This is a genomic window from Vibrio hannami (assembly GCF_029589055.1).
GTDB classification, from domain to species: Bacteria; Pseudomonadota; Gammaproteobacteria; order Enterobacterales; family Vibrionaceae; genus Vibrio; species Vibrio hannami.
On record NZ_JARQZP010000003.1, the window covers coordinates 744,097 to 766,676 of the forward strand.

Annotated in this window: 23 protein-coding genes and 3 pseudogenes; 12 read left to right on the forward strand and 14 right to left on the reverse strand. The window is 43.7% G+C overall.

The window, feature by feature from the left end:
* Nucleotides 1-8: 8 nt before the first annotated feature.
* Nucleotides 9-950: an NAD(P)H-dependent oxidoreductase gene (locus P7F88_RS05045; protein WP_277822463.1), complete on the reverse strand. Its 942-nt coding sequence runs from the start codon at nt 948-950 to the stop codon at nt 9-11.
* Between the two features lie 128 nt (nt 951-1,078).
* Between P7F88_RS05045 and P7F88_RS05050 the strand changes: the two genes are divergently transcribed.
* The 4 genes and pseudogenes from P7F88_RS05050 (at nt 1,079) to P7F88_RS05065 (ending at nt 2,877) form a co-directional block, all read left to right on the forward strand.
* Nucleotides 1,079-1,993 (forward strand): LysR family transcriptional regulator, encoded by a 915-nt coding sequence (locus P7F88_RS05050; protein WP_277822465.1) that lies wholly within the window; start codon nt 1,079-1,081, stop codon nt 1,991-1,993.
* A gap of 154 nt (nt 1,994-2,147) precedes the next feature.
* Nucleotides 2,148-2,528: a lactoylglutathione lyase gene (gene gloA / locus P7F88_RS05055; RefSeq protein ID WP_277822467.1), complete on the forward strand. Its 381-nt coding sequence runs from the start codon at nt 2,148-2,150 to the stop codon at nt 2,526-2,528.
* A gap of 7 nt (nt 2,529-2,535) precedes the next feature.
* Nucleotides 2,536-2,637: pseudogene (locus tag P7F88_RS05060) on the forward strand (oxidoreductase); the annotation flags it as partial.
* A 66-nt stretch (nt 2,638-2,703) separates the two neighbouring features.
* Nucleotides 2,704-2,877, forward strand: coding sequence for a hypothetical protein (locus P7F88_RS05065; RefSeq protein WP_277822469.1), 174 nt, complete (start codon nt 2,704-2,706; stop codon nt 2,875-2,877).
* Here P7F88_RS05065 and P7F88_RS05070 read toward each other — a convergent pair.
* Nucleotides 2,874-3,197 (reverse strand): annotated as a pseudogene (locus tag P7F88_RS05070) (GNAT family N-acetyltransferase); the annotation flags it as partial. The gene P7F88_RS05065 and the pseudogene P7F88_RS05070 sit on opposite strands and share 4 nt — an antisense overlap.
* Nucleotides 3,188-4,087 carry a LysR family transcriptional regulator gene (locus tag P7F88_RS05075; RefSeq protein WP_277822471.1) on the reverse strand — a complete coding sequence of 300 codons (900 nt, stop codon included), beginning with the start codon at nt 4,085-4,087 and terminating at the stop codon, nt 3,188-3,190. The pseudogene P7F88_RS05070 and the gene P7F88_RS05075, both read right to left, overlap by 10 nt.
* Before the next feature lie 106 nt (nt 4,088-4,193).
* Between P7F88_RS05075 and P7F88_RS05080 the strand changes: the two genes are divergently transcribed.
* Complete coding sequence (locus tag P7F88_RS05080) at nt 4,194-4,946, forward strand: nitroreductase family protein (protein WP_277822473.1); 753 nt, start codon at nt 4,194-4,196, stop codon at nt 4,944-4,946.
* Between the two features lie 141 nt (nt 4,947-5,087).
* Complete coding sequence (locus P7F88_RS05085) at nt 5,088-5,717, forward strand: DUF1349 domain-containing protein (protein WP_277822475.1); 630 nt, start codon at nt 5,088-5,090, stop codon at nt 5,715-5,717.
* 155 nt (nt 5,718-5,872) lie between these two features.
* Here P7F88_RS05085 and P7F88_RS05090 read toward each other — a convergent pair whose 3' ends face one another.
* On the reverse strand, nt 5,873-6,793 hold the full coding sequence (locus P7F88_RS05090) for a hypothetical protein (RefSeq protein WP_277822477.1): 921 nt from the start codon (nt 6,791-6,793) through the stop codon (nt 5,873-5,875).
* Nucleotides 6,794-6,892: 99 nt separating this feature from the next.
* Here P7F88_RS05090 and P7F88_RS05095 point away from each other — a divergent pair, with 99 nt between their 5' ends.
* A complete protein-coding gene (locus tag P7F88_RS05095) occupies nt 6,893-7,795 on the forward strand; it encodes a LysR family transcriptional regulator (protein WP_277822479.1) in 903 nt (300 codons plus the stop codon).
* Nucleotides 7,796-7,833: 38 nt separating this feature from the next.
* Here the strand turns inward: P7F88_RS05095 and P7F88_RS05100 are convergent, their stop codons facing one another.
* Nucleotides 7,834-8,226, reverse strand: coding sequence for a hypothetical protein (locus P7F88_RS05100; RefSeq protein ID WP_277822481.1), 393 nt, complete (start codon nt 8,224-8,226; stop codon nt 7,834-7,836).
* 189 nt (nt 8,227-8,415) lie between these two features.
* Between P7F88_RS05100 and P7F88_RS05105 the strand changes: the two genes are divergently transcribed.
* Nucleotides 8,416-9,363 (forward strand): NAD(P)H-dependent oxidoreductase, encoded by a 948-nt coding sequence (locus tag P7F88_RS05105; RefSeq protein WP_277822483.1) that lies wholly within the window; start codon nt 8,416-8,418, stop codon nt 9,361-9,363.
* A 223-nt stretch (nt 9,364-9,586) separates the two neighbouring features.
* Here the strand turns inward: P7F88_RS05105 and P7F88_RS05110 are convergent.
* The 3 genes and pseudogenes from P7F88_RS05110 to P7F88_RS05120 form a co-directional block, all read right to left on the reverse strand.
* Nucleotides 9,587-10,734: pseudogene (locus tag P7F88_RS05110) on the reverse strand (IS3 family transposase).
* A 434-nt stretch (nt 10,735-11,168) separates the two neighbouring features.
* Entirely contained in the window at nt 11,169-11,765 is a 597-nt protein-coding gene (locus P7F88_RS05115) for a short chain dehydrogenase (RefSeq protein ID WP_277822485.1), read from the reverse strand.
* An 82-nt stretch (nt 11,766-11,847) separates the two neighbouring features.
* On the reverse strand, nt 11,848-12,744 hold the full coding sequence (locus P7F88_RS05120) for a LysR family transcriptional regulator (RefSeq protein WP_277822487.1): 897 nt from the start codon (nt 12,742-12,744) through the stop codon (nt 11,848-11,850).
* Nucleotides 12,745-12,949: 205 nt separating this feature from the next.
* Between P7F88_RS05120 and P7F88_RS05125 the strand changes: the two genes are divergently transcribed.
* Entirely contained in the window at nt 12,950-13,249 is a 300-nt protein-coding gene (locus P7F88_RS05125) for a DUF1330 domain-containing protein (RefSeq protein ID WP_277822489.1), read from the forward strand.
* 62 nt (nt 13,250-13,311) lie between these two features.
* Here the strand turns inward: P7F88_RS05125 and P7F88_RS05130 are convergent, their stop codons facing one another.
* Both P7F88_RS05130 and P7F88_RS05135 read right to left on the reverse strand, forming a co-directional pair.
* The gene (locus P7F88_RS05130) at nt 13,312-14,301 is read right to left on the reverse strand and encodes a zinc-binding dehydrogenase (protein ID WP_277822491.1); all 990 of its coding nucleotides are present in this window, start codon (nt 14,299-14,301) and stop codon (nt 13,312-13,314) included.
* The gene (locus P7F88_RS05135; protein ID WP_277822493.1) at nt 14,298-15,194 is read right to left on the reverse strand and encodes a LysR family transcriptional regulator; all 897 of its coding nucleotides are present in this window, start codon (nt 15,192-15,194) and stop codon (nt 14,298-14,300) included. The genes P7F88_RS05130 and P7F88_RS05135 overlap by 4 nt, the downstream gene beginning before the upstream one ends.
* 264 nt (nt 15,195-15,458) lie before the next feature.
* Here P7F88_RS05135 and P7F88_RS05140 point away from each other — a divergent pair, with 264 nt between their 5' ends.
* Nucleotides 15,459-16,451, forward strand: a complete 993-nt coding sequence (locus tag P7F88_RS05140) for a quinone oxidoreductase family protein (RefSeq protein WP_277822495.1) — start codon at nt 15,459-15,461, stop codon at nt 16,449-16,451.
* A gap of 214 nt (nt 16,452-16,665) precedes the next feature.
* Here the strand turns inward: P7F88_RS05140 and P7F88_RS05145 are convergent, their stop codons facing one another.
* Nucleotides 16,666-17,358, reverse strand: a complete 693-nt coding sequence (locus P7F88_RS05145) for an IS6 family transposase (protein ID WP_277824556.1) — start codon at nt 17,356-17,358, stop codon at nt 16,666-16,668.
* A 636-nt stretch (nt 17,359-17,994) separates the two neighbouring features.
* Between P7F88_RS05145 and P7F88_RS05150 the strand changes: the two genes are divergently transcribed.
* On the forward strand, nt 17,995-19,071 hold the full coding sequence (locus P7F88_RS05150; RefSeq protein ID WP_277822497.1) for a cation:proton antiporter: 1,077 nt from the start codon (nt 17,995-17,997) through the stop codon (nt 19,069-19,071).
* Nucleotides 19,072-19,085: 14 nt separating this feature from the next.
* Complete coding sequence (locus tag P7F88_RS05155; RefSeq protein WP_277822499.1) at nt 19,086-20,033, forward strand: cation:proton antiporter; 948 nt, start codon at nt 19,086-19,088, stop codon at nt 20,031-20,033.
* Between the two features lie 109 nt (nt 20,034-20,142).
* On the opposite strand, the gene P7F88_RS05160 is transcribed toward P7F88_RS05155, so the two are convergent.
* From P7F88_RS05160 to P7F88_RS05170, 3 genes are all read right to left on the reverse strand, one after another.
* Nucleotides 20,143-20,505: a hypothetical protein gene (locus P7F88_RS05160; RefSeq protein ID WP_277822501.1), complete on the reverse strand. Its 363-nt coding sequence runs from the start codon at nt 20,503-20,505 to the stop codon at nt 20,143-20,145.
* Between the two features lie 22 nt (nt 20,506-20,527).
* Nucleotides 20,528-21,886, reverse strand: coding sequence for a Do family serine endopeptidase (locus P7F88_RS05165; protein WP_277822503.1), 1,359 nt, complete (start codon nt 21,884-21,886; stop codon nt 20,528-20,530).
* Nucleotides 21,887-21,950: 64 nt separating this feature from the next.
* The gene (locus P7F88_RS05170) at nt 21,951-22,568 is read right to left on the reverse strand and encodes an Hsp20/alpha crystallin family protein (RefSeq protein ID WP_277822505.1); all 618 of its coding nucleotides are present in this window, start codon (nt 22,566-22,568) and stop codon (nt 21,951-21,953) included.
* Between the last annotated feature and the right edge of the window lie 12 nt (nt 22,569-22,580).

Consider the following 22,580-nt stretch of genomic DNA (forward strand, 5'->3'; position numbering starts at 1 on the left):
GAATGGATTTATACCGCAGCCACCTCATAACTATGAATAGTAAACTTACCCTCTTCATCAATCGATACCGTCCAGTTTTCGTTGAGCAGCTGATTGATACTCTCACCATTAGTCATGTCACCCTGAGCACGGATACGTATTTCAGCGTCAAACTTGTCACCAGCTGACTTAATAGACGTTTGCTCAATAAGGTGTTTAACACCCGGTTTAAATATGGTCAGCAGAGACTTATACCAGTCATTAAATCCTGCGCTCCCCATATATGAACCGTTTGGATCGGTAAGTTCGATATTTTCTGCAATATGACCTAAGAAATAACTGTTATCTTCAGGAAGTTGATCAAACTGACTAAACCACTGCTTCACGAACAGATCGAACTTCGCTTCGGTTGAGTTTGAAAGTTCATCAATCTTAGCTAGCAGACGATCAGCGTGATCGGCTGCACGTCCTTCTACATCTTCCTGAGTATTGTAAACACCAGGAATATAAACCATTCTGTGAGTATAAACCGGTGGCTGATACACCATACCTGCAAGGTAGCAAAGTTGCTGAAGCGGACGCGCCAGTTCCTCGATGGTAAAGTGGTTATAGCCTAGTGGATCATAAGACTCTTCCGGACCACCAACAGTGAAAGAAAGGATAAAATGTTTGTTCTTCAGCTTGTCACCTTCCGGGCCGAATGCGAAGTTAAATGCAAACACATCATCAATCCACTTTTTAAGTAACGCCGGGACTGAGTACCAGTAGTATGGATACTGGAAAACAATAACGTCAGCATCAACCAGCGCGTTTTGCTCAGCTTCGATATCGATCTTGTAATCAGGGTACAGCGTATCCAGACGGCGAATATCAATGCTTTCTACACTTTGCTGTAGCTTGTTCAGAATAACTTTATTTGTCCAGGACTCATCCAGATTAGGGTGACCGGAAATAACAACGACTTTGCTCATATTAACTCCAGAGGTAAATGTATAATCTCAACCTATGCGCACATTCTAGTCCTTCAACTGATTAAAACTAGATGATACAGACCTAATAGACTGTTAGGATAAATCTAACAATAAATGGAGAGGTCAATATGAAAGGTGCCGGAGCAAGCTATAACCAGATCGTCATTTTCCACACGATTGCAAATGAAGGCAGCATTCGTGGTGCGGCAAGAAAACTGGAAATGGCAGCGCCTTCAATTAGCCAATCGCTAAAGCTGCTGGAAAGCAAACTTGATGTCCCTCTGTTCAACCGATCTACCCGCCAAATGAGTCTGACCGAAGCCGGTAAGTTTCTGCTGAAGAATACTACCGAAGCAATAGCAACACTGGACTACGCTCTTGAAGGGGTACATGACCTATCCCACGCCCCGTCTGGCAAGGTGAGTATGACGGTTCCCCGCTTTGTTTATCAGAGTGTCTTACGTCCGATTTTTCCTGAGTTCTGTCGGCTATACCCTGAAATCGAACTGGAGATATCTGTCTCGGATTCCGCCATCGATATCATCAAAGAAGGTATCGATATTGGTATCCGTTTTGGAAATCTGATTGAAGAGGGTGTTGTCGCCCGCAAACTGACACCACCAATCCCAGAAGCGCTGTTTGTATCACCAGAATATATGGAGCAGAACGGTATTCCTGAAACCCCTCAGGATCTGGAGCAGCACCGGCTAATCCAGTATCGCTTTGGAACCTCAAACCGACTTGCACCGCTGTATCTAAAGCAGGATAACAGCACCATCACCGTTGAGATGCCTCTGGCTATGATAGTAAACGACACTGATATTAGCGTTGATGCCGCACTGGAAGGCATTGGTATGGGACGATTTCTCGCCCCGCTGGTGGAAAACCATTTTCAGGAAGGTAATTTAATTCCGGTTCTAAAGCCTTATTGGCATGAAGTGCCTGGCTTATATGTCTACTTCTCACAAAATAGTCAAAAAGCCCGAAGGATTCGGGTACTGGTCGACTTCCTTCTGGAAAAGGCAAAGCTCAATCCTATATAGAGCTTTACAAATTGCCTCGGCGTCACACCGTTTTACCTTTCCAATCGATAACGGAATATTATCAATTTCATTATTAATACTAATTTACTGAGATATTAATAAACGAGTATTGTGGGGGGAGTTAATTATCACCATCGTAGGTACAAAGCTAAACATGAAATTTCTGCACACTATGGTTCGCGTAGGCGATCTGGAAAAATCTATTGAATTTTATACCAAAGTACTTGGTATGAGCGTTCTGGATAAATTTGAAAATCCTGAATATCGTTACTCATTGGTATTTGTCGGTTATGAAGATCAGCCAGTAACACTGGAGCTGACATATAACTGGGATACAAATGAATACGACCTGGGTAACGGATTTGGTCACCTTGCTCTGGGCGTAGAAGACATCTACGTTACCTGCGATAAGATTAAAACACTTGGCGGCAAAGTCACCCGCGAACCTGGTCCCATGAAAGGCGGTACAACTCATATTGCATTTGTAACCGACCCTGATGGCTATCAAATTGAACTCATTCAAGTTAGCAAGTAATTGAGGAAATGGTTATCTGATAAACCAATTTATCGACTCAGAGGCTAACAACCGTACCGATGAATACGGTGGCTCTATAGAAAACCGGCTGCGCTTCCTTGCTGAACTCTTTGGAACAGTCTGTTGAGCTTGCATTTCCCTGCCAGCCCGAGCCTGGACGTTTACAGAAAATAACATGAGTGAGAAGTTGTTTCAGCCCAATACGCAACTAACCGTTGATGACTTAGAGCTGGCTTATCATGCTGTAAAAGGCGGACGCTTTATCGGTAAGCGCCATACCATCAGCCAGATATGGCACATTGTTGAATATATCAAGCAGCAGAGAAATCAGGAAAAAGCTTCAAGCTAACCCAGGCTTGCTCTCACATCAGAGATGGCAATGAACAGTTTGTTCTCTGCCTCCTGAAAAGCTTGAAATCCATAGTGTTCATAGAAGTGTTTTGCGCCATCTTTGGCATCAACAATTACTACCGGAAATGCCACGCTATCACTGGCGTTCAAAAGCTTACGCAGAGCATCAATAAGCATCCATTCACCAAATCCTTTTCCTTTGTAACGCTGATCTATAGCCAAACGGGCAATAAGACCACCAGAGGTTGATGACTGGTGCTTTTTCTTTAACTTATCGGGCAAAGCCTCCAGATCAATCGGTGTCATTGTTAATGTATATGCTGACAAATAAAATCAATAAACACCCGCACCTTTGCAGGTAGTTGCTGTCGGGAAGGATAATAAATTCTTACCGGAACGGCGCTATGTGTATAAGATTTCAGTACCTGAATCAGCTGTCCTGATTTTAAATGAGGCTCCGCATCCCAAGGAACAACCATAGCAAGCCCCAGCCCCTGAACAGCAAAGTCACAGACAGCTTCCACTGTAGTCACAGAGATGACCGAATTAACAGGATCAATAACTTGCTGACCCGCATTCTGATCGATAAATTTCCAGGGAAGGTTCTTATTCGATGTAGATGTCCGGTAGCGGATACAAGGACGGTTACCGATATCAGAAGGTGTCTCTGGTATACCGTATTGTTCAATATACTCAGCACTTGCCACGCAAATAGGTTTAAACTCTGTCAGATATCTGGACACAATCCGGCTGTCTTCATCTGCCCGGTTGCCAAGCGTGATATCGTAGCCCTCTTCCACCAGATCGACATACCTGTCCTCATAACGTATATCCAGACTGATTCCCGGATAAGCCTTCATAAAGGGACTGATTAGAGGCTGAATCCACTTCTTACCAAACCCATAAGAAAGGCTTACTTTCAGCCTGCCTTTGGGAATGGACGAAAGGTTACGTGCACCTTCAAAGGTATCGCTAAGCTGCTCAGCAAGGGGGGTGATACTGGCGAGAAACTGTTCCCCCTCATCGGTAAGAGAGAGCGCGTGAGTAGAGCGATGAAACAAGCGCAGATTCAGCTGCTCTTCCAGACTCTTTACATTTTTACTTACCGCCGCCGGAGTTACTCCCAGATTTCTGGCAGCCTGAGAAAAATTCAGTGTTGTGGCAGCATGTATAAATGAAGGCAGATACTTAGTCAATTCCAGGTTCATTTCTTTAACTTTGAGTAACAATAGTTTTAATTTATTTGATACTACCAGTAATTAAAGCAGAGGTTAATATAGCCTTCATACCCAAATGCATAATAAGGTAATTAATATGAATCCAACATTAGAACAGATGCTTAACCGCCGCTCAGTACGTAACTTTACCGGTGAAGCGGTTAAAGATGAGGATCTTGAACTAATTCTTAAAGCAGCTCAGCAGGCACCGACATCCATCAATGGTCAGCAGGTTTCTCTGGTTGTAACCCGCGATAAAGAAACGATAAAGAAAATTGCTGAAATAGCAGGTGGTCAGCCACAGGTTGCAACGGCTGATGTATTTGTAACTGTTGTCATTGACTACCACCGTGCAGAAACGGCAATGAAAGAAATTGATCAGGAAATGGTTATTTCACGCTCAGCGGAAGGTATTGTTGTAGGTGCGGTTGATGCGGGCATTGCCGTTAATGCTCTTCAGACCGCAGCGGCGTCATTTGGATACGGCACAACCGTTATTGGCGGTATCCGAAATAACCCTGAAGCAATGATCGAACTGCTTGGACTACCGAAGAACACATTCCCAGCTTTAGGTTCAACCATTGGTGTTCCTGATAAGGACATCCTGTCAGCAGTAAAACCACGTGTTGCTCTGGATAGTTTTGCAATGTCAGAAAAATACGACGCTGAAAAAGTGGCAGAAGGTGCCAAGCAATACGATGCCGATCTGCGTCAGTGGTGGGATAACATTGGTATGAAAGAGATGCCGAGCTACACTGCTCAGACAGCTCAATTCTACAGCAAGATTTACTTCCCTCAGGTAGCTAAGACACTTGAACAGCAAGGTTTTGTCTTTACTGATAAAGAATAACTACCAGAAGAGCCTGGCTGCTGAGAATTAACTCCGGTTTAATTCTCCGATACTTATTTGAGGGGGGACATGATGTCTCCCTCTTTTTTTCAGATAAATCATCTATACAATCAACATATCAAACGGTTAGGAATAAGAACAATGATAGATTTTACAAGAGGCGAATGGATATTTGAGCCTAAGCAGCATAATGTCACACCTGAACTTGTTTCAATCACCACTGAACCTGAAACCGACTTCTGGCAACGTTCGTACTATGGATTCAGAAACGACAACGCCCCTGCACTGCAACTGGAGTCAGGAGAAAACTTCACTTTTACAGCAAAGGTCAGTTTTAACTATCAGGCTCAATTTGATCAGTGTGGTTTAATTATTTATCTCGATAACGAAAACTGGTTTAAAGCATCCATTGAATACGAGAATGAACAGTTCTCGCGTTTGGGTAGTGTGGTGACAAATCTGGGTTACTCCGACTGGGCAACAACGGATATTCAACTTCCGAGTCACATCTGGTATCGCTTAAGCCGCAGAGGTCCGGATTTTCTTATCGAGTATTCCTTAGATGGTCAGGATTTCAAACAGATGCGGATTTTCCACCTTCATTCGCTGGGTAAAACTACTGCAGAAATGGGTAAATGCAATCCTCCGCTACCAGCGACTAACAAAGTGAAGTTTGGTGTTTATGCCTGTAGTCCGCTGAAGTCATCTTTCACAGCGACTTTTTCAGATATGAGCATAGAACCATGTAAATGGCTGGCGCATGCGGTTTGATCAAACACTATGATTTCTCGTTAGAGAAGTTGTCACCACAACAAGGGCGACCTTTTCTTAAAAAGGTCTCCCTTTCCAGGTTTAAACATAAAGTCACGTCTGGAAATATCATCACGAAGCAGAATCCTCCCCTTCTGTTCCGCCATCAATGAAGATTAAAATTTCACTTTGTGCAAACCAGCATTATCCTTGCCACCAAACAGCAGACCACCATCGTTAGTGATATAAAAGATCCCGGCTTCTTTTCTACTCATCTGGATAGCGGTATTGCCTGCAATACCATGATTCAACACCACAGATTTCTCTTTGTCAGCGGTCAGTTTAATGATTTCGTGATGATGAGTGGTAATAAACCAGGTACCGTCACCGTCGATAACAAAATCATCAGCCTGAATACCGGATTCTATGATTTCGATAGCACCGGCTTTTTGATCCTGCAGGTTTATTTTCCCGAGTAACTGTTTCGCAGAATTCGTGAAATAGAGCGCTCCCTTATATAGCTGAATACCATTAACACCTGGTAGCCCTGGACGATCCTGCATCGGTTGTAATATCGCGTTATCAAGCCAGGTAGTCAGCTGGTTGGTTTTCATATCAAACTGGTAGATTTTTCCATTAATAGCATCCGCAATCAGGTACTTACTATTGCCGAGGTAAGCCATGCCATTTAAGAAAGCTGGCGACCCAATACCCAGTAGTCTGGTCAGCTCGCCAGTTTTATTAACCTTGTACAGTGCCATACTATTTAGAAAGCCTTTGCCTTCTAGTATGGACGTTTCATGTACCGATAGCAGACCTTCTCCCTTCTCATCGAAGCGGATAGAAACTGGGTGACCGTCTACTTTAGACCATAGTGTTGCCTGACCATCTTCATGATACTTGTACAGCGACATCCCGGTATAATCGGTCGCAACCAGCTCTTCCTTGTTTTGAAACGTCAGGTTCTCAAAAAAGTGACCTGCAGGTAATGAAATGACAGACTCAATCATTGTTTCAGCAGACTGGGCTTTGGCTTCTGACACATTTGTGAATACCAAAACGGATAGTGCTAACGTGGTTAATGTGTGCTTAAACATAAAAATCTCTCGCTCTCTTGTTGTGTTGCGAAGAATAGTAGTCTAAGTTTTATTAACCATCTATAAACCATAAATAACACCAGAGTTAACTTAAAGTTTATGAAGTCACTTCCAAGCCAGTTACCTATTTTTATTGAGGTTGCCAAAGAGCAAAGCTTTTCTGCTGCGGCAAGAAACCTGGGGATATCCACTCCCGCCGTGAGCAAAGCCATCAACAAACTGGAAGACCAGTGGAAACTTAAATTGTTCCATCGCTCTTCACACTCGTTAAGCCTGACCTCTGTAGGACAAACGTTACTCACTGATCTGCAGCCCGCGGTAGAAGGGATATTTTCCGCTATTGCTTCCAGTCAGGAAGTGAACAACGAACTTTCTGGCATTGTTAAGATCAACCTGCCCGGAACCTCTCTTGGTGTCGATGTCATATTACCCCATTTAATGGCATTTTCTGAGCTAAACCCTAACGTCGAATTTGATCTTCATTTTAGTGATGCGAGTGTGGATTTAGTGGCAAACGGCTTCGATCTTGGTATTGGTACCTATATCAACCAGGACTCCCGGTTAATCGCCCGTCGCCTCTTTTCCAGCAAAATTGGTCTGTATGCCTCAGCTCAGTATGCGGAGAAAAACGGATTACCAACAGCGCCAGCCGATCTGACGCGCCACCAATGTCTGCCTATTCGCTCAATAGAGCGAGGGAAAATACGCGGCGTAGAACTTTATGATGGTGACCAGGAGTTTTTGTTTACACCACAGGGCAAGGTAACGGTAGATAGTTTTGTTGCAGCCAAAAGCATGTTATGTGCACACTGGGGAATCGTGGGTTTAGGAGAATGGATGATTAAAAGTGAGTTGGAGAACGGAGGTGTTGTCCCAGTTCTTCAAAAGTACTGGGGGCCTTCAATACCGGTATACCTCTATTTCTCTTCTCGTGAATATATCCCGCAAAGTGTCAGGGCATTGATCGACTATTTATCCGGTTTAGATTTTTCTCAGTCATAGGGCAAATAAAGGGGGGAACAATTACTGTTTTTTCCTTCTTACACGCTAAAGCCACATTCTTGTAACCAGAACAATGCTTCTGTTTCGGTTCTGAACTGTTTTCGACAAAGCTTGGGGTTCTTAGCTATGACCATTTTGTCAAGTTGAAACTTCATGATTTCTTTGCCAAATACCTGGGCGACATGAACGCCACCATTAGCGACACCCCATTCGACCAACTTTTCAATAACCGGTTCTATGTCTGGGGTTCCCATGCCCCAACCATCCACATATACAACATGAGCCCACTGAGCAGGTAAATCATTGTAAACTAATCTTTTAAACTCTTTGACATAATGAATGGCAGTTTCTTCATTCCACGCTCCACTGAGTCGGGCATAAAGAATATCTTTGCTGGCCCATATTTCGAATCCACCGTGCTCTTGAAACATCTCTTTGCCTTTCCCCTTAATTTTCCCTAAGCCTAGTATAGAAGCAAAACCGACGCACTAATAGAAAGATTGGAGCTTTTTATAAACCAACGGTTAAAGTCAATTTAACTAATCAGTATCTACCAAGACCCTACATGCCAGGTACTATAAAGAAAATTCACAAACGAAATTTAACTCAGGTAATCAGTAATGAAAAAAGCCACAATCGTTCTGGCGCATCCCAATATGGATGCATCTTTAGCTAATAAATCCATTGTCGACGTAGTAAAAAAAGCGGCGGATGTAGAAATCAGGGACATCTATTCTCTGTATCCGGACTTTAAGATCGACGTAGAAAGTGAGCAGGCTGCACTAGAGCAGTCGGATGTCATTGTTTTTCAGTTCCCGTGGTTCTGGTACAGCGCACCATCTCTGCTTAAAGAGTACATTGATGCTGTATTCGCTTTCAATTGGGCATACGGTCCGTTAGGCGACAAACTGGAAGGAAAGCAGTTCATCATTTCAACTACCGTTGGTGCCGCCGAGGAATTCTACCAACCTGGTGGAGGCAACAATTTCTATATGTCGCAGCTACTCTACCCGTTTGAGCAGACCGCACTAAAAACCCGTATGCGCTGGCAAAAACCTGTCCTGGCCTATGGTTCAGTTTATATTCCTGATATCTACCAGAGTAAGAAGATCGTAAAAAGACGTGCTCAAGGATACGGTGAAGAGCTGGTAGAACGTATTCAGTCTCTTACTCAGTTCTCAGAAGAGAAACATATCAAAGAGTTTTTCATCAACGAATGGTTACCAGCATTTGATGAGCTGGAAGAAAATGGTTACTTTACGGCGCACTGCATTGCTGATACGGCTCTGAAAATAAACGATAAAGCTTATACCGGACATGAAGGCTTTATTGAGTGGATGAACAGCTTCCGTGAACAATACCAGCCAAACTTAACGCATAACGTTGTGGAATTTAGCGTAACAAAAGCCGACGCGAAAAATGAATTCCTGGTCAGTATGCGCGTTGATCTTGCTGGGCAAACAACCTCTGGAACCAACAAGACTATCAGTGCACAAGTAAACTGCAAAGTAGCAATAGCGCCAAACAACACCGTGCTGCTCCTGAATGTGGACATCCAAACACAGTAATAAACAAGCGGGCCTTCAGAAGGACCCGCTTTTTTTTGCTTAAAAGTTAGACGGTGTGAACGCTAAGAACATTTATTTACCAAACCAAGCTACGATTTCGGCTTAGCCCTCAATCTGTAAAACGCTTTCTAGAGTACTTTAAGCATGTTGGTTCGGTTTAGCCTTTGTGCGAAATCAATCGGTGTATGCCCATTGATCTGCTCCAGCCAGACTGGACACTTCATTAAGCGACATTTTGCTTTTCAAAGTTAACTGGGCTTAGATACACAAGAACACTGTGCCTTCTCGTCCGATTATAATCAACCTCAATGTATTCGAAGATCGTTTGACGCATCTCTTCTCTTGTCATTATTGGCTCATATTGTATCGCTTCCACCTTCATGGAATGGAAGAAGCTCTCTACACAGGCGTTGTCCCAACAATTTCCTTTTCGAATCATACTTTGCCTTAAATTATAGGCACTTATCAGATCTCGATAGTCCTTAGAGCAGTACTGGCTACCACGATCACTATGGACGATAACTTGCTCAGGGAAGCCACGGCGGAATAAAGCCATCGAAAGTGCATCGCTTACCAATGTAGCTGTCATTCTCGTATCCATCGACCAGCCCACGACTTGTCGTGAGTAAAGGTCAATGATTACAGCCAAGTACAACCAGCCCTCGCTGGTCGCTAAGTAGGTAATATCACCCGCCCACTTCTGGTTCGGGGCAGTTGCAGTAAAGTCCTGCTCTAACAAGTTGGGAGCGACTGGTAACCTGTGATTACTGTCCGTTGTACATTTAAACTTACGAGCCGCTTTAGCTACTAGGCTTTGGCGTTTCATGCTGTTGGCGATGGTCTTCACATCGTGATGATCACCGTTATCAGCTAACTCTGCCTGAATACGTCTAGCTCCATCTCTACCTTTACTGTTATCGAACGCTTCTTTTACCTTTCCATCTCAGACTTGGCGGGCTTGTTCCCGCAGGCAATCCTTATGGCGATTTTTAATCCAGTAATAAAACCCACTTCGCGATATGCCGAACACCTTAGCCATCCGTGAAACGCGGAAGAACAGTAGGTGTTCAAGCATAAATTCATAGCAATTTACTTTATATTCTTCGCGAAGTAGGTGGCTGTTTTTACTATTTCTAGCTCTTCTGCTTGTTCCGCCAACTGCCTTTTGAGCTTTGCGACTTCTGCTGCTAATTCTTTTTCCCGTTCAGTAGTGCTGGAGTTTTTATTTGCAGCTTTACGCCAGCCATAGATCTGAGACTCATGCAGAGATAGCTGTCTAGCGGCAGCATCTACACCCACTTTTTCAGCAAGCTTGAGAGTTTCTGTTTTGAATTCAGGAGAATGGATAATACGTTTTTTCTTGTTTGTCATAGTTCACCTCGTTAGTGATTTTACTCACTTAACTCAGTGTCCAAAACTAATGGTGCGGATCAACTAAGAACGACTGACTATGTCTGTACAGCCCCTGCCAGACTAGCAGAACGATTTTCGCAGTCATTAGATGCGCTTGAGTTGCCCTTTCAAGCCCAAAGCTTTTCCATGTACCTTGCGTGGCATCCTCGTAACGATGTCGACCCTGCAATTAAGTGGCTACGAAATCAAATCAAAAGTAGTATTGGGTATAGCACCAAACATACTGGCGGCCGCCAATAAATTGCCCGGGTTATCCCGGGCTTTTTTTTAGAGTATCTATCGGTGGTCCCAGCCTGGTTCTACGGTTTGTTCGTACCAGAGTTCACGAATTTAACCAAGTGAATCCTTACCGAAAACCAGAACTTTCATTGATTAAAGGTGAAAACTGATTATTACTTCGCCGCAACCACAATATCACCGCTATTACTCGAATCAATAAGATCAACGTAGTACTGAGCGACATCTTTCGCAGGAAGGCCCGGTTCTGGATCCATACCCATAGCCACCATAGTTTCCGCAACCCAGCCTGGCGATACTGCATTGATACGGATACCTTCAATTTCAGTAACCGATGCTTTGATAGCAGCTTCTACCGCTGCATTAACTGTGGTCAGAACTCCGCTGCCTGGCATTGGGTATTGTGCTAAAACACCAGTAGAAAGAACGATTGCACCACCATCATTTACATACTTTTCACCAAAGCGGATAGTGTTGATCTGGCCCATCATCTTATTCTTAATACCAAAGTCCCACTGCGCATCCGTTGCCTGCTCCCAAGGAACAAATTCCGCCATACCTGCTGTACAAACGATAGCGTCCACTTTACCTACTTTCTCAAACAGCGCCTTCAATGATTCTGGTTCAGATATGTCAACCTTATTTTCTGGGTGACTGAATGAAGCTTTAATAACTTCTGCTTTACCTTCAAGTAGTTCAGAAATTGCGTTTCCAATAAGGCCGGTGGCGCCAAGAATAAGTACCTTTTTCATGTTTTTTCTCCGTTTGTTTTGAGTCAGGTACATTATTCATAAAGCGATTCCTTTCCGGTAGATGGGTAAAAGTTGATTTACTTTAAACCTTAGGTTGAAACTGGCTCACAATAAAATCGATAAACAGCCGGATTCGTTTTGGCAGGTTTTCCCGTGAAGAGTAATAAATCCAGACCGGTTTTGGTCCAATCCAGCAAGACTCTAAAACGGGTACAACATCCCCCCTCTCCAGATCTTTTTCCACATGCCAGCTCCCCATATACGCAAGGCCCAGATTCTGCTGCATTGCTATTTTCGCGGCGCTTATATTGGAGACGCTCAGGTTTCCTCTGGGGATAAACTGGATATGTTCACCAGCGGGATCCATCAGGGGCCAGGAAAATCTCCGTCCGGAAGAGAGCGGCCTGTATGTAATGCAGTTGTGTTCCGAAAGCTCCTCAATTGACTGAGGTAGTCCGAATAATTCCTGATAATCTCTGCTGGCAAAAATACCTCCCTGCATCAGATACAGGGGGCGGGCTACCAACCGGCTGTCCTCGTTGATCTGGTTACCGACACCAATATCGAAGCCTTCTTCAATAATATCCAGCACCTGATCATCAAACACCAGATCCAACTGAATATCCGGATAAAGCTGAAGAAACTCGGGGATATGGGGCATGATAAATTGACGGCCAAAGCTGTCTGGCAAGTTTATCCGTATTTTCCCTGCCGGGTTTCTGTTCTGCTCAGCCAGACCATCGATACTGCTTTCAATCTCAGACAATAATGGAGATACCTGCTGATACAGAGTTGCACCATCTTCAGTAAGAGAGAACTGGCGGGTATTACGGTGGAATAGTCTTACACCGGTCTGCTTTTCAAGTACCGCAACCCCCTTACTCACCGCTGCGGCAGAAATTCCTAACCTTCTTCCTGCTGCAGAAAAACTGCCTTCCTGAGCAGCAACAATAAAGAGCGGTAGTTGTGAAGGAATCATACTGTTTTCTCCAGAAGTTAACAGAAAAAGGTGATACTAGTCCAAATCACACTGTCGGTATTCAACTTTTAGTTATAGCTTAATTAACCACTTACCATCTACTGGTTACAACTAAAAAGCGTAAGATGCATTATTTAATGTGCTGTCAGCGATAGTGATTAAAAAACCGTGACGGCTCTAAACTCATACCCCCCAGGGACATAGTATGCAAACAGTATATTTATATATTCAGTTTAAAATAAAAGATATGCAGGCATTCAAGCGCTACACAGAACAGGTGGCTGAAACCACCAAGATTTACGGAGGAAAGACTATTGCCGTAAATCAGGCTCCATCAGCCATGTGTGGTGAAGTAGCTGCAGATGTCTGTGTAATTCAAGAGTGGCCTTCCATTGAAGCGGCACAAACCTGGCATGATTCTCCGGAATATTCACCCCTTAAAAAGCTGCGTGATGAAGAAGCGATGGGCGATCTGAAGATGATACCTGTTCCCGCAATAAACTAACTGTTAGTAACATAAAAGCCTGACAAGTTGTCAGGCTTAACGTTTATCTAGCGATTAAAGTACTAGGATCTGATCTTAGCAACGATCTTGCCCATAGTACGTTGTGAGCGCATATCCCTGAGCGCCTGACCGATCTCTTCCAAATCAATAATCTTCAGCTCAGGAACGACCAACTCTCCACGCTCCAGCATTTCTGAAACCACTTTCCCTGAACGGATAATGCTATCCCTGCCCTGCAAGCCGTGTACATGACCAGAGCCAAGACTTAACTGATGGAAACTCAAACCTTTCATGAAAGCATCCTGATACAGCGTTGGGTTAACCGTATCCACCAACTCTACCATTTCACCTTCAAAAGCCAGAACCCGGGCACTGAGCACTGCATTCTCACCACCCACACAATCCAGCGAGCATTCCACTCCCTGACCTTGAGTGATCTTCATGATTTCCGTGGCCACATCTTGTTTACGGTAATCAATTGCGTGAGTCGCGCCTAGCGATTTCACATAGTTATGCTTTGGCTCTGAACTTGAAGTAATAATCGTTTTTACACCTGCCAGTTTTGCAAGTTGAATGGCAAAGCTGCCAACACCACCAGCACCGCCTGCGATAAATAGGCTTTTGCGCTCCGATATTCTCAGCTTATCGTGTAATGCGCGGTATGCCGTCCAGGCTGCACATGGTGTCGCAGCGGCCACCTCATGGCTGACACAGGGTTTGGCAACCAGAGTTCTGCTATCCTGAAGGGCATATTCGGCAAACCCTCCACAATGACGCCTCATATTACCGTGATAAAGAACCTCATCACCGACTTTCCACTCAGTTACCGCTTCTCCGACTTCAACAATTTTACCGGACACATCAAGGCCACCGACAAAATTATCATCCATCTCTTCTACCATGTCCGCCCAGAAGTTAACTTTAGCATCGACTGGATTCAGTCCGATAGCAGACACTTTGATTACCACATCAAGTTCGGTTTTCGGTTTCGGCCGTGCAAGCTCTTTTAGCACAAATGTGTCTGAAGACTTCTGGTAAGTTATTGCTTTCACGCTTTTATTTTCCTCTCTTCGTTCCGTTTCTTAATATAATCTACAATGTGTTTAATCTGACTCATAGTGTGGCGCTTTCCCATATAGTACGCAAACATCGTTCTGGTTCTTGGTACTAATTCAGGTATTGAAAGGCGCACCACATCATCATCTAAAATCATCTCATCAGGTATCATTCCAATAAAATTGGCGCTCACGACCGCGTGATACGCCATACTCAGATCGTCAACCACTAATTTAGCTTCAGGCTGTACATTCAGCTCCTTTATGTCCTTGCCAACAAATGTCCAAACCTTTGATGGCATCGATATGACACAAGGTAATTGCTGAAGCTGTTCTAGAGAAACATCATCTGGGTTAATACCACTGGCAGACACAAAACTGCGACTAGCGCAGAGAGAGTACGGTATATCCCAAAGTCGCAGAGCAATTGCAGAAGAGTCAACCAGGGGGCCAACGCGAAATGCCAGATCGATATTCTCTTGCACCAGGTTTAAATTTTGATTTGATAACGACAATTCAAGCTTCAACGCCTCATGAAGTGAAGCAAAGTCTATTAACCAGTTTCCCAAAAAATCAAGTCCAGCGCGCACCGGCATTGACACGGTAAGGTTTCCTTTAAACGCAATCTCATTGTCTATCGCAAGATCAACAGTCTGGCTGAGAGAGGCTAGTAAAGGCTCACAATCGTCATATAGTTTCTGGCCTTTGTGGGTTACCTTTACTTCTCTGGTCGTGCGGTGCAGCAAGTGTAGCCCGAGAGCCTCTTCTAACGCGTCAATTCTGCGGCTTACCGTACTGTGCGGAACCTTAAGTAGTTCAGAAGCTTTTTTCATGCTTCCAGCTTCAACTACTGAGATAAAAATATTCAGATCATCAAATACTCTTTTCATAGAATCTCTTCCACTAATCAGGACACACAACGCCTTTGCTTAAGTTCGGACAGAACAGCACCCTTGGGCGGATTTGAATAATAGCAGCCAATAACACATCTTAGTGATTGATTATTTAGATTTCAGGTATAGATATCAACGATAGCTAAATATCCCATTTCCGCAATTCTCAATTCCCATATTGCTTATGTTTTCTGAGTTTCCTCAGAGATAACATTTCCCTATTCAATTAGCGATAACGCTATATCTTTACGGGAGACGAAAATGAAAGCGATTGTATTAACGCAAACTGGCGGTAGCGATAAACTGGAATATAAAGATATTCCAAAACCGGAACTCAAGGCTGGACAAGTCTTGGTTCAGATGAAAGCGGCCCCAATCAATTTTATCGATACTATGATTCGTGAAGGGAAAATGCCTCCGGGAATGATGCCTGATCTGCCTTTTATACCGGGAGTTGAAGGTAGCGGTATTGTTGTTGACTCCAACGACAGTGATCTGAAAGTGGGTCAAAAGGTGGCATTTCTTGGCTCTATTGGTGATTCTACCTATGCCGAGTATGTAGCTGTCGATGCTGACAAATTATTTTTACTTTCAGACTCCACGGATTTGCTAAAAGCTGGCGCAATGCCGGTGACTTATTTCACTGCGTACCACATGTTACATAACGTTGTACGTGCAGAAGAGGATAAATTTGCCCTGATCTATGCGGGTTCGGGTGGTGTTGGCACTGCACTTATTCAACTGGCTAAACTTGCAGGATTAAAGGTCATTACCTTAGACCGACGTGATGAAAAAGTAGAACAGTCGAAAAATGTGGGAGCTGACTACGCCTTAAACTCTACAGAAAATTGGGTGGAGCAAGTTAAAGCTATCACTGATGGCCAGGGTGTAAATTATATCTTCAACCCGGTAGCTGGCGACACAATAGTTCAAGATCTGGACGTACTTGCTTCGTTGGGACATATTGTGATATTTGGTATGTTAGCCGGAATAGGTGAGACAAACCTTCAGGCAGAAGCAGTAAAAAACTTTACCAAAGCCCCTACCATTACATACTCAGAAATTTATGCGACGTTCTTTAGCAATTTCCCGTTAGTGAAGAAATCTATGGACGAGATATACGCACTACTTGATGAGGGCAAAATCGAACCAGTTTATTCACAGCTCCCCCTAGCACAGGCTGCTGAAGCGCATGACAGGCTGGAAAGCGGCAAGGTTGTAGGCAAGCTTCTGCTTACGCCTGAAGCCGAATAAATTTACAAATATCATGAGCAGGCTTGCCGAAAAGCCTGCTCTTTTTTTAATTTGAGCAGAAAAGAGTCGGTGATATGATGCATGTAAAAATGATCGAGGATTTTTTCATCAATGATTGGTTTCCAAACGCAGATAAAATGGCGGATAACAGCTATTTTTTGGGTTTTGTCGCAAAGTTATGCTGAAGTACAAGCGCACTGGTTTCCAGATGCAATTAGGCTGCAAGCGCGTAGAATTCATCCCAAACCGATAAACCATCAGGGTTGCCAAGCTGTCCATTTTTAATCATCGACCACAGTTCCACACCAGCGAGTTTGGCCTTTGCCCCTTCGTCTGATTTCCATCCTAAACATTGATGCATCTTACCTTTCACTTTCCGGTGGCTTTGCTCGACTAGGTTGTTCAAATACTTAACTTGAAGCACTTCAATCAGGTTGAGCATCCTCCCCATCAGCCAGAGTTGGACGTTGATATTATGCAGCGCTAACGCATTGGAACCACTCTTATCAAGCACCACCTTTTCAGGTAATCCGTTGTGGCCTATTGCCTTAATGAAGAAGGCGCGAGCGGCTTTCTCATCACGGCGATCGCATAGTAAAAAATCAATAACATTGCCGTACCTATCAACGGCCCGGTAATAGTATTTCCACTGACCTTTGACGTTAATATAGGTCTCGTCCATCCGCCACGAAGAGGTGACAGGCTTCTTTCTTCGACGAGCCTGATGTTCCAGTAAGGGAGCATATTTGATGACCCACCGATTGATGGTTGAGTGATCAACATGGATACCCCGCTCAGCCATAATCTCTTCGATTTCACGGTAGCTGAGTTTATAAGAAACATAATAGCGAACAACCTGTAGGATGATGTCGGAAGGAAAGTGGCGACCAGAAAAGTTGATAGTCATAATGCTAAAGGTAATGAGTGCAGAGGAGAGCATAACTCAGCACTCCAGGTTGCGACAAAACCAAAAGGTTGGGGGGTTCAGATTACCGCTAAATAACTTCCTACACCACCAAAGCTTGTGACAAAATCGCTTGGTGGTCACAAGCCTTAGAGCCATCGTTCTGAAACGATTCTGGAAAGAAGTTTGTCAGCGCATTTGCTAAATTAGCTATTCACGGATAACTTTTGGTATTACAAAAGATTGAGTGGCAACGTTTGATATGGTGCCGTCCAAGCAAGGAATTGGATAGAAGTGTTCATCCGTAAGTTATAGTGCGAAATTCACTTTATGCAATATTTCTCTGAGAGCATGCAAATCAAGGCTAACCCCTAAAGCGCTTCTCCCCCAAAACGATTAATCAGATTTCTAACACGTCGATTTGCTCTTCAGCTGCCATTAATTTTCCTAACTTGGCACTAGGGCAAGGCTATGTTTACTAGTGGAAAAAGTGTAGCCAACACCTGCTATATCTTGTTATTTTCATGTAGGGTTTTCACCTTAAAATGCTAAATTCGACAATCCAAAAGCCAGGAAAATTTTCAAAAGATCGTCCATGCTTGATAAAGATGCTTGCTCTTGGAGGGTAACTCAAACCCTATGGATACGTCTGAAACATTCATTCCTGTTATTTTCGCTATAATGGCTTTTATGGTGATATCGATTACCGCTTTTTTAGCCGCAAAAATCGCACGTATCCCATTTCCAATCATGCTGGTTTTTTCCGGTGTTATTTTGTCTCAGACCCCAATACCGAGCGGTATTAATCTCTTTCTCAGTGCAGAAGTAGCACAGCAAACGATTATTTTTGTTTTACTGCCGATACTGATCTTTGATGCTGCATATCGCTTCGACGTATCAAAGTTTGCGGCAAACTGGGTGCCTATTGTCTTGATGGCTTTCCCGGGCGTACTTTTTTCTATGTTAGTGATCACATGCAGTTTGATATTCCTGGCGGGGCTGACTCCGGAAGTTGCGTTATTACTGGGGATCATTCTAAGTGCGACAGATCCTAGCGCAACTATCGCCATTTTTAAGGAGTTGGGTGCTCCAAAAGACTTGGTCACTATCGTAGAGGGTGAAAGCCTACTCAATGATGCAACGGTTATCGCATTGTACAAAGTAGCTGCTGTGGTATTAGCGGTCAACCTCACACCATATGAAATGGCTTTGACCAGTTCTTGGAAGATATTATGGCTATTTGGCGCAGGGGCAATTTCGGGATGGATAGCAGGGAATCTGCTAATCTGGTTAATGAGAACATTGCCGGACGAGCCCTATATTGAAATCAGTATTAGCCTGATTATTGCTGTTGGTTGTTTCGTTGCGATTGAAGAGTACATGGGAGCGAGTGGTATTGTTGCCTTAACGGTATGCGGATTGGTCTTGTCTCAAAACACTCCTCTTCCTATCAGTAATAATTCAAGCCATTATCTGGAAAACTTCTGGACTTACTTATCTGATGTATCAAAGGCATTTGTGTTTATACTGGTTGGAATGTGGCTGGACATCAGTCTTATTGCTTCACATTGGTTAAGTTCTCTGCTGGCTGTGATCTGTATGTTGTTGGCCCGCAGCATACTGGTATACGGCGTATTACCTTTTTTGGACAGCTACGTCAGCATTCGTATTTGCTGCCTAAAGCCTATCAGCATATTTGCCTGTGGGGAGGGTTAAGAGGAGCGGTTACGTTGGCTCTTGCCATGCTGGCTATAACCCACACTGCCGTACTTAACTTAGAGCAAAAAGAAACACTATTAGCCATAGCGATGGGAGCGGTTGCTTTCATTATTATCATTCAAGGGTTAACTTTATCGCCTCTAGCCCGTTACCTGACGTTAGATGACATTAGCTTGGACAATCAAATCACGAAAAAAGAGTTACTGCTTTCAGCGATGAGCGCCAGTAAACATGCGTTGTCCCAGTTTATTCAAACCCCGTTATCAAGCAGTGGTGCTCCGCAAGAGTTGATGCTATCCCTGAAGTCCTGTCTATCTGAAGAGCAGAAACAGCTCGAGCACCTTTACAGTGAACAGGTCGGTACTGAGGGGTTATATCGAAGGCTTATCATGAGAGGGCTTAGCATCGAAGCTGGTTATTTATACATACTTTACGAACAAGGTATAATTTCAAGTGAGATATATCAATTTCAGAGAGAATCGTTTGATCGGCAAATGGACGCAGCCAGGCATAAATACCGTCAACCAAAGAGTCTTTTAATCGCAGGTTATTGGAAAAGCAAGCTTTTCGGTCATCCAGGCAGCAGAAAGCAGGGTATAGTCTTCCAATACGAAGTGTCTTGGGCCCGATTGTTAACCTCAGAGTTTGCGTTAACTGAACTTGAATCACTCCTTGCTGAACAGCCAGTTAATAAGCTTTTTACAGATCAGGTGTTTTCTATCTGGCGTAGTTGGCATCAACAAAGCGAAGCGATGATTCGGAGACTTGAAAAAGAGCACCCGGTTTTAACAGCACAAGCTCAGAGGAGATGGCTACATCAAATGCTAAACACAATACATAGCTCACACCTTAATAAGTTCGTCCGGCAGCGCCTGATTAATGCATCAGAACGAGATGTTATTCGGGAAGAGCTCATGAAAATGATGTCTAACAAAATACAAAAAGATAGTGGTCGATAAATATTCAAAAAAGGGAGAGTCAGCAGGTTTTTCTGATTCTCCCTTCGAATTGATTTTCCCAACGTAATAGCCTGCACCTAAAGCTGAGTTGAGCGCAGCTATAACCACGTTACGTGATGTTAAATTTAGCCCAAAGTGTCCTTATGTATAGCTTCAGGTCCTCAGATGCCTGAATAGTAAGCTGGGCGGTACAATGTAAGTCATTATCATCGCCGGAAATTAAGATCCACTCTTCATCTTTAATTGACTCGATTCTAGGGCCGAGCATTGCAGTCAAGGACTCAAAAGAGTTTGTAATGTGCACAATGGCTCCATACTGACTAAAATCAATGTCTTGAAAGTTGTCATGGCGGATCTCCACTGAAAAATCATAGCTGTCGAACAGACGTGTGAAGCCTTCTATATTCGTACTTGCCTTACAAATCAGCAGTACATTATTCAACGACTTGGTTTTGCAACTATTTGTAGCCATGGGTAACCTCCATAAGACATGTTTATTGAATCACGATAAAAAGTGATCCCATCCCCCTATTGACCTGAAGTAGCAGGGTTTTGCTCTCAGTCAAAGCTTTTGTCAGAGTGTGGACGCTCCTAACTTTCTGCCGGTTCACTGCAATAATAATGTCTCCCTGGCGCAATCCGCTGTATACTGCTTTTGAATGTGAAACAATGCCAGATACCTTTACACCATAGCCATCATCTGTCTCTTTTAGTTGCAAGCCTTGAAGAGAATCAGGTAAATGACCGTCGTGAGAAGCGGTTAAAGTTTGCTCTCCTACTATTACTAGTTTACGAAGCTCTTTTCCGTCTCGAATTAGCGTTAGGGTGACTCTATCCCCAACTTCTTTCATTCCAATTTGAGCTCGCAGTTGGCTTGTGGAGGAGGTATTTTGTCCATCGACGCTCAAAATAATGTCTCCAGGCATCAATTGGGCGTTATCCGCTGGTGAATTCTCCTTAACACGGGTGACGAGTACACCACTAAGACCATTTTCCAGCTCAAATGCCTGACGAAGCTCCTGAGTGATATCCTGAATCCCCACACCGATTTGTCTACGCCTGACCTCACCATGTTCAATGATTTGATTCATCGCGGAATAGGCCATATTAGAAGGGATGGCGAAACCTATTCCTACATTCCCTCCCGCAGGCGAAATAATAGCGGTATTGATACCGATAAGTTCTCCAGCCAGGTTCACCAACGCGCCACCTGAGTTACCTGGGTTTATTGACGCATCTGTCTGGATAAAGTTCTCGTAGCCTTCAATACCCAACCCTGTACGGCCTAAGGCACTGACCACACCCGTTGTTACTGTTTGTCCTAGCCCAAATGGATTACCAATCGCCACAACAAAATCACCAACTTCTAAATTATCGGAGTTTGCAAATGTCACTTCCGCTAGGTCGTGGGTAGCTACCTTCAAAATAGCAATATCTAACTCAGGGTCTTGCCCGAGTACCTTGGCGTTATAGGTTCGGCCATCAACAAGCGATACCTGGATTTCGTTCGCCCCTTTTATCACGTGATAGTTGGTCATGACGATACCGTTTTTTGCGTTAACCACGACACCTGACCCCGCACTTTGCTGGCGTTTTTGAAGGGGTTGGTCTAGCCGTTGGTCAGGAACGCTAAAAAATCGCCGGAAGAAAGGGTCATTTAACAGAGGGTTATCGATATGTTGCTGAGTTGAAAACGTGGATATGTTTACCACGGCAGGGTGAACTTCTTTGATCATTGGTGCAATTGACGGAAAGGGTTTACCTTCAGTCGTAACATTAGGCAATGCCGCCTGAGCAGAACTCAAAGCTAGTGCTGCAACAACATATGTCGTAAAGATAACTTTTTTTATCATTTAAGTCTCTCCCTAAGAATACATTACTAACAAAGGAGGCAGATTTGACTGCCTCCACGCTTATTCATGACGAAATAGATATACGCTTAATGTTATCGCTCGTTGTTGTTATTCTTGGGATCTGAATGACCAGAAGACCGTTTTTCATTGTTGCCGAGATAGCATTTTTATCTATATCTTCTGGCAAAGATAAGGTACGTTGAAATGTACCCATACTGCGTTCAACGCAGTAATACTGTTTATCTTCAGACTCTTTTTCCTCCTGCATTTGTCCCTTCACAACCAGCGTGTTTGCACTCAATTCAACTTGAATGTCATTTTCTGATAGACCAGGTAGCTCGACTGAAATTTCGTATTGTTTCTCACTGCCGGAAACATCGAGTTTTGCTCGGTTTGCATTGTGGACTCTATTGCTTAGTAAATTACCACCGAGCAATGAATTTTCGCGGGATAGATGTGAAGAGCCTGCTTCACCAAAAGAGTGCCATACGTCATCAAACAAACGGTCCATTTCCCGGTGTAGTTGAAGAAGCGAATTTACAGAACTTTGTTGTGGTGATACGTAGGTATTGCCACCAGTACGAACTTCAGAAAATGCTTCATCTTTAGATACTGGAATTTGGTTTTTAGAGTTATCTTCATGTTTAAACCAATTCCAGGGATTTAGTTTTTCAATGTTCATAAAATACCCTCC

What these genes read in the sequence shown, in the direction of transcription:
- P7F88_RS05045 (WP_277822463.1), bottom strand. Translation starts at nt 950, where the DNA reads ATGAGCAAAGTCGTTGTTATTTCCGGTCACCCTAATCTGGATGAGTCC.
- P7F88_RS05050 (WP_277822465.1), top strand. Translation starts at nt 1,079, where the DNA reads ATGAAAGGTGCCGGAGCAAGCTATAACCAGATCGTCATTTTCCACACG.
- gloA (WP_277822467.1), top strand. Translation starts at nt 2,148, where the DNA reads ATGAAATTTCTGCACACTATGGTTCGCGTAGGCGATCTGGAAAAATCT.
- P7F88_RS05065 (WP_277822469.1), top strand. Translation starts at nt 2,704, where the DNA reads ATGAGTGAGAAGTTGTTTCAGCCCAATACGCAACTAACCGTTGATGAC.
- P7F88_RS05075 (WP_277822471.1), bottom strand. Translation starts at nt 4,087, where the DNA reads ATGAACCTGGAATTGACTAAGTATCTGCCTTCATTTATACATGCTGCC.
- P7F88_RS05080 (WP_277822473.1), top strand. Translation starts at nt 4,194, where the DNA reads ATGAATCCAACATTAGAACAGATGCTTAACCGCCGCTCAGTACGTAAC.
- P7F88_RS05085 (WP_277822475.1), top strand. Translation starts at nt 5,088, where the DNA reads ATGATAGATTTTACAAGAGGCGAATGGATATTTGAGCCTAAGCAGCAT.
- P7F88_RS05090 (WP_277822477.1), bottom strand. Translation starts at nt 6,793, where the DNA reads ATGTTTAAGCACACATTAACCACGTTAGCACTATCCGTTTTGGTATTC.
- P7F88_RS05095 (WP_277822479.1), top strand. Translation starts at nt 6,893, where the DNA reads ATGAAGTCACTTCCAAGCCAGTTACCTATTTTTATTGAGGTTGCCAAA.
- P7F88_RS05100 (WP_277822481.1), bottom strand. Translation starts at nt 8,226, where the DNA reads ATGTTTCAAGAGCACGGTGGATTCGAAATATGGGCCAGCAAAGATATT.
- P7F88_RS05105 (WP_277822483.1), top strand. Translation starts at nt 8,416, where the DNA reads ATGAAAAAAGCCACAATCGTTCTGGCGCATCCCAATATGGATGCATCT.
- P7F88_RS05115 (WP_277822485.1), bottom strand. Translation starts at nt 11,765, where the DNA reads ATGAAAAAGGTACTTATTCTTGGCGCCACCGGCCTTATTGGAAACGCA.
- P7F88_RS05120 (WP_277822487.1), bottom strand. Translation starts at nt 12,744, where the DNA reads ATGATTCCTTCACAACTACCGCTCTTTATTGTTGCTGCTCAGGAAGGC.
- P7F88_RS05125 (WP_277822489.1), top strand. Translation starts at nt 12,950, where the DNA reads ATGCAAACAGTATATTTATATATTCAGTTTAAAATAAAAGATATGCAG.
- P7F88_RS05135 (WP_277822493.1), bottom strand. Translation starts at nt 15,194, where the DNA reads ATGAAAAGAGTATTTGATGATCTGAATATTTTTATCTCAGTAGTTGAA.
- P7F88_RS05140 (WP_277822495.1), top strand. Translation starts at nt 15,459, where the DNA reads ATGAAAGCGATTGTATTAACGCAAACTGGCGGTAGCGATAAACTGGAA.
- P7F88_RS05145 (WP_277824556.1), bottom strand. Translation starts at nt 17,358, where the DNA reads ATGACTATCAACTTTTCTGGTCGCCACTTTCCTTCCGACATCATCCTA.
- P7F88_RS05150 (WP_277822497.1), top strand. Translation starts at nt 17,995, where the DNA reads ATGGATACGTCTGAAACATTCATTCCTGTTATTTTCGCTATAATGGCT.
- P7F88_RS05160 (WP_277822501.1), bottom strand. Translation starts at nt 20,505, where the DNA reads ATGGCTACAAATAGTTGCAAAACCAAGTCGTTGAATAATGTACTGCTG.
- P7F88_RS05165 (WP_277822503.1), bottom strand. Translation starts at nt 21,886, where the DNA reads ATGATAAAAAAAGTTATCTTTACGACATATGTTGTTGCAGCACTAGCT.
- P7F88_RS05170 (WP_277822505.1), bottom strand. Translation starts at nt 22,568, where the DNA reads ATGAACATTGAAAAACTAAATCCCTGGAATTGGTTTAAACATGAAGAT.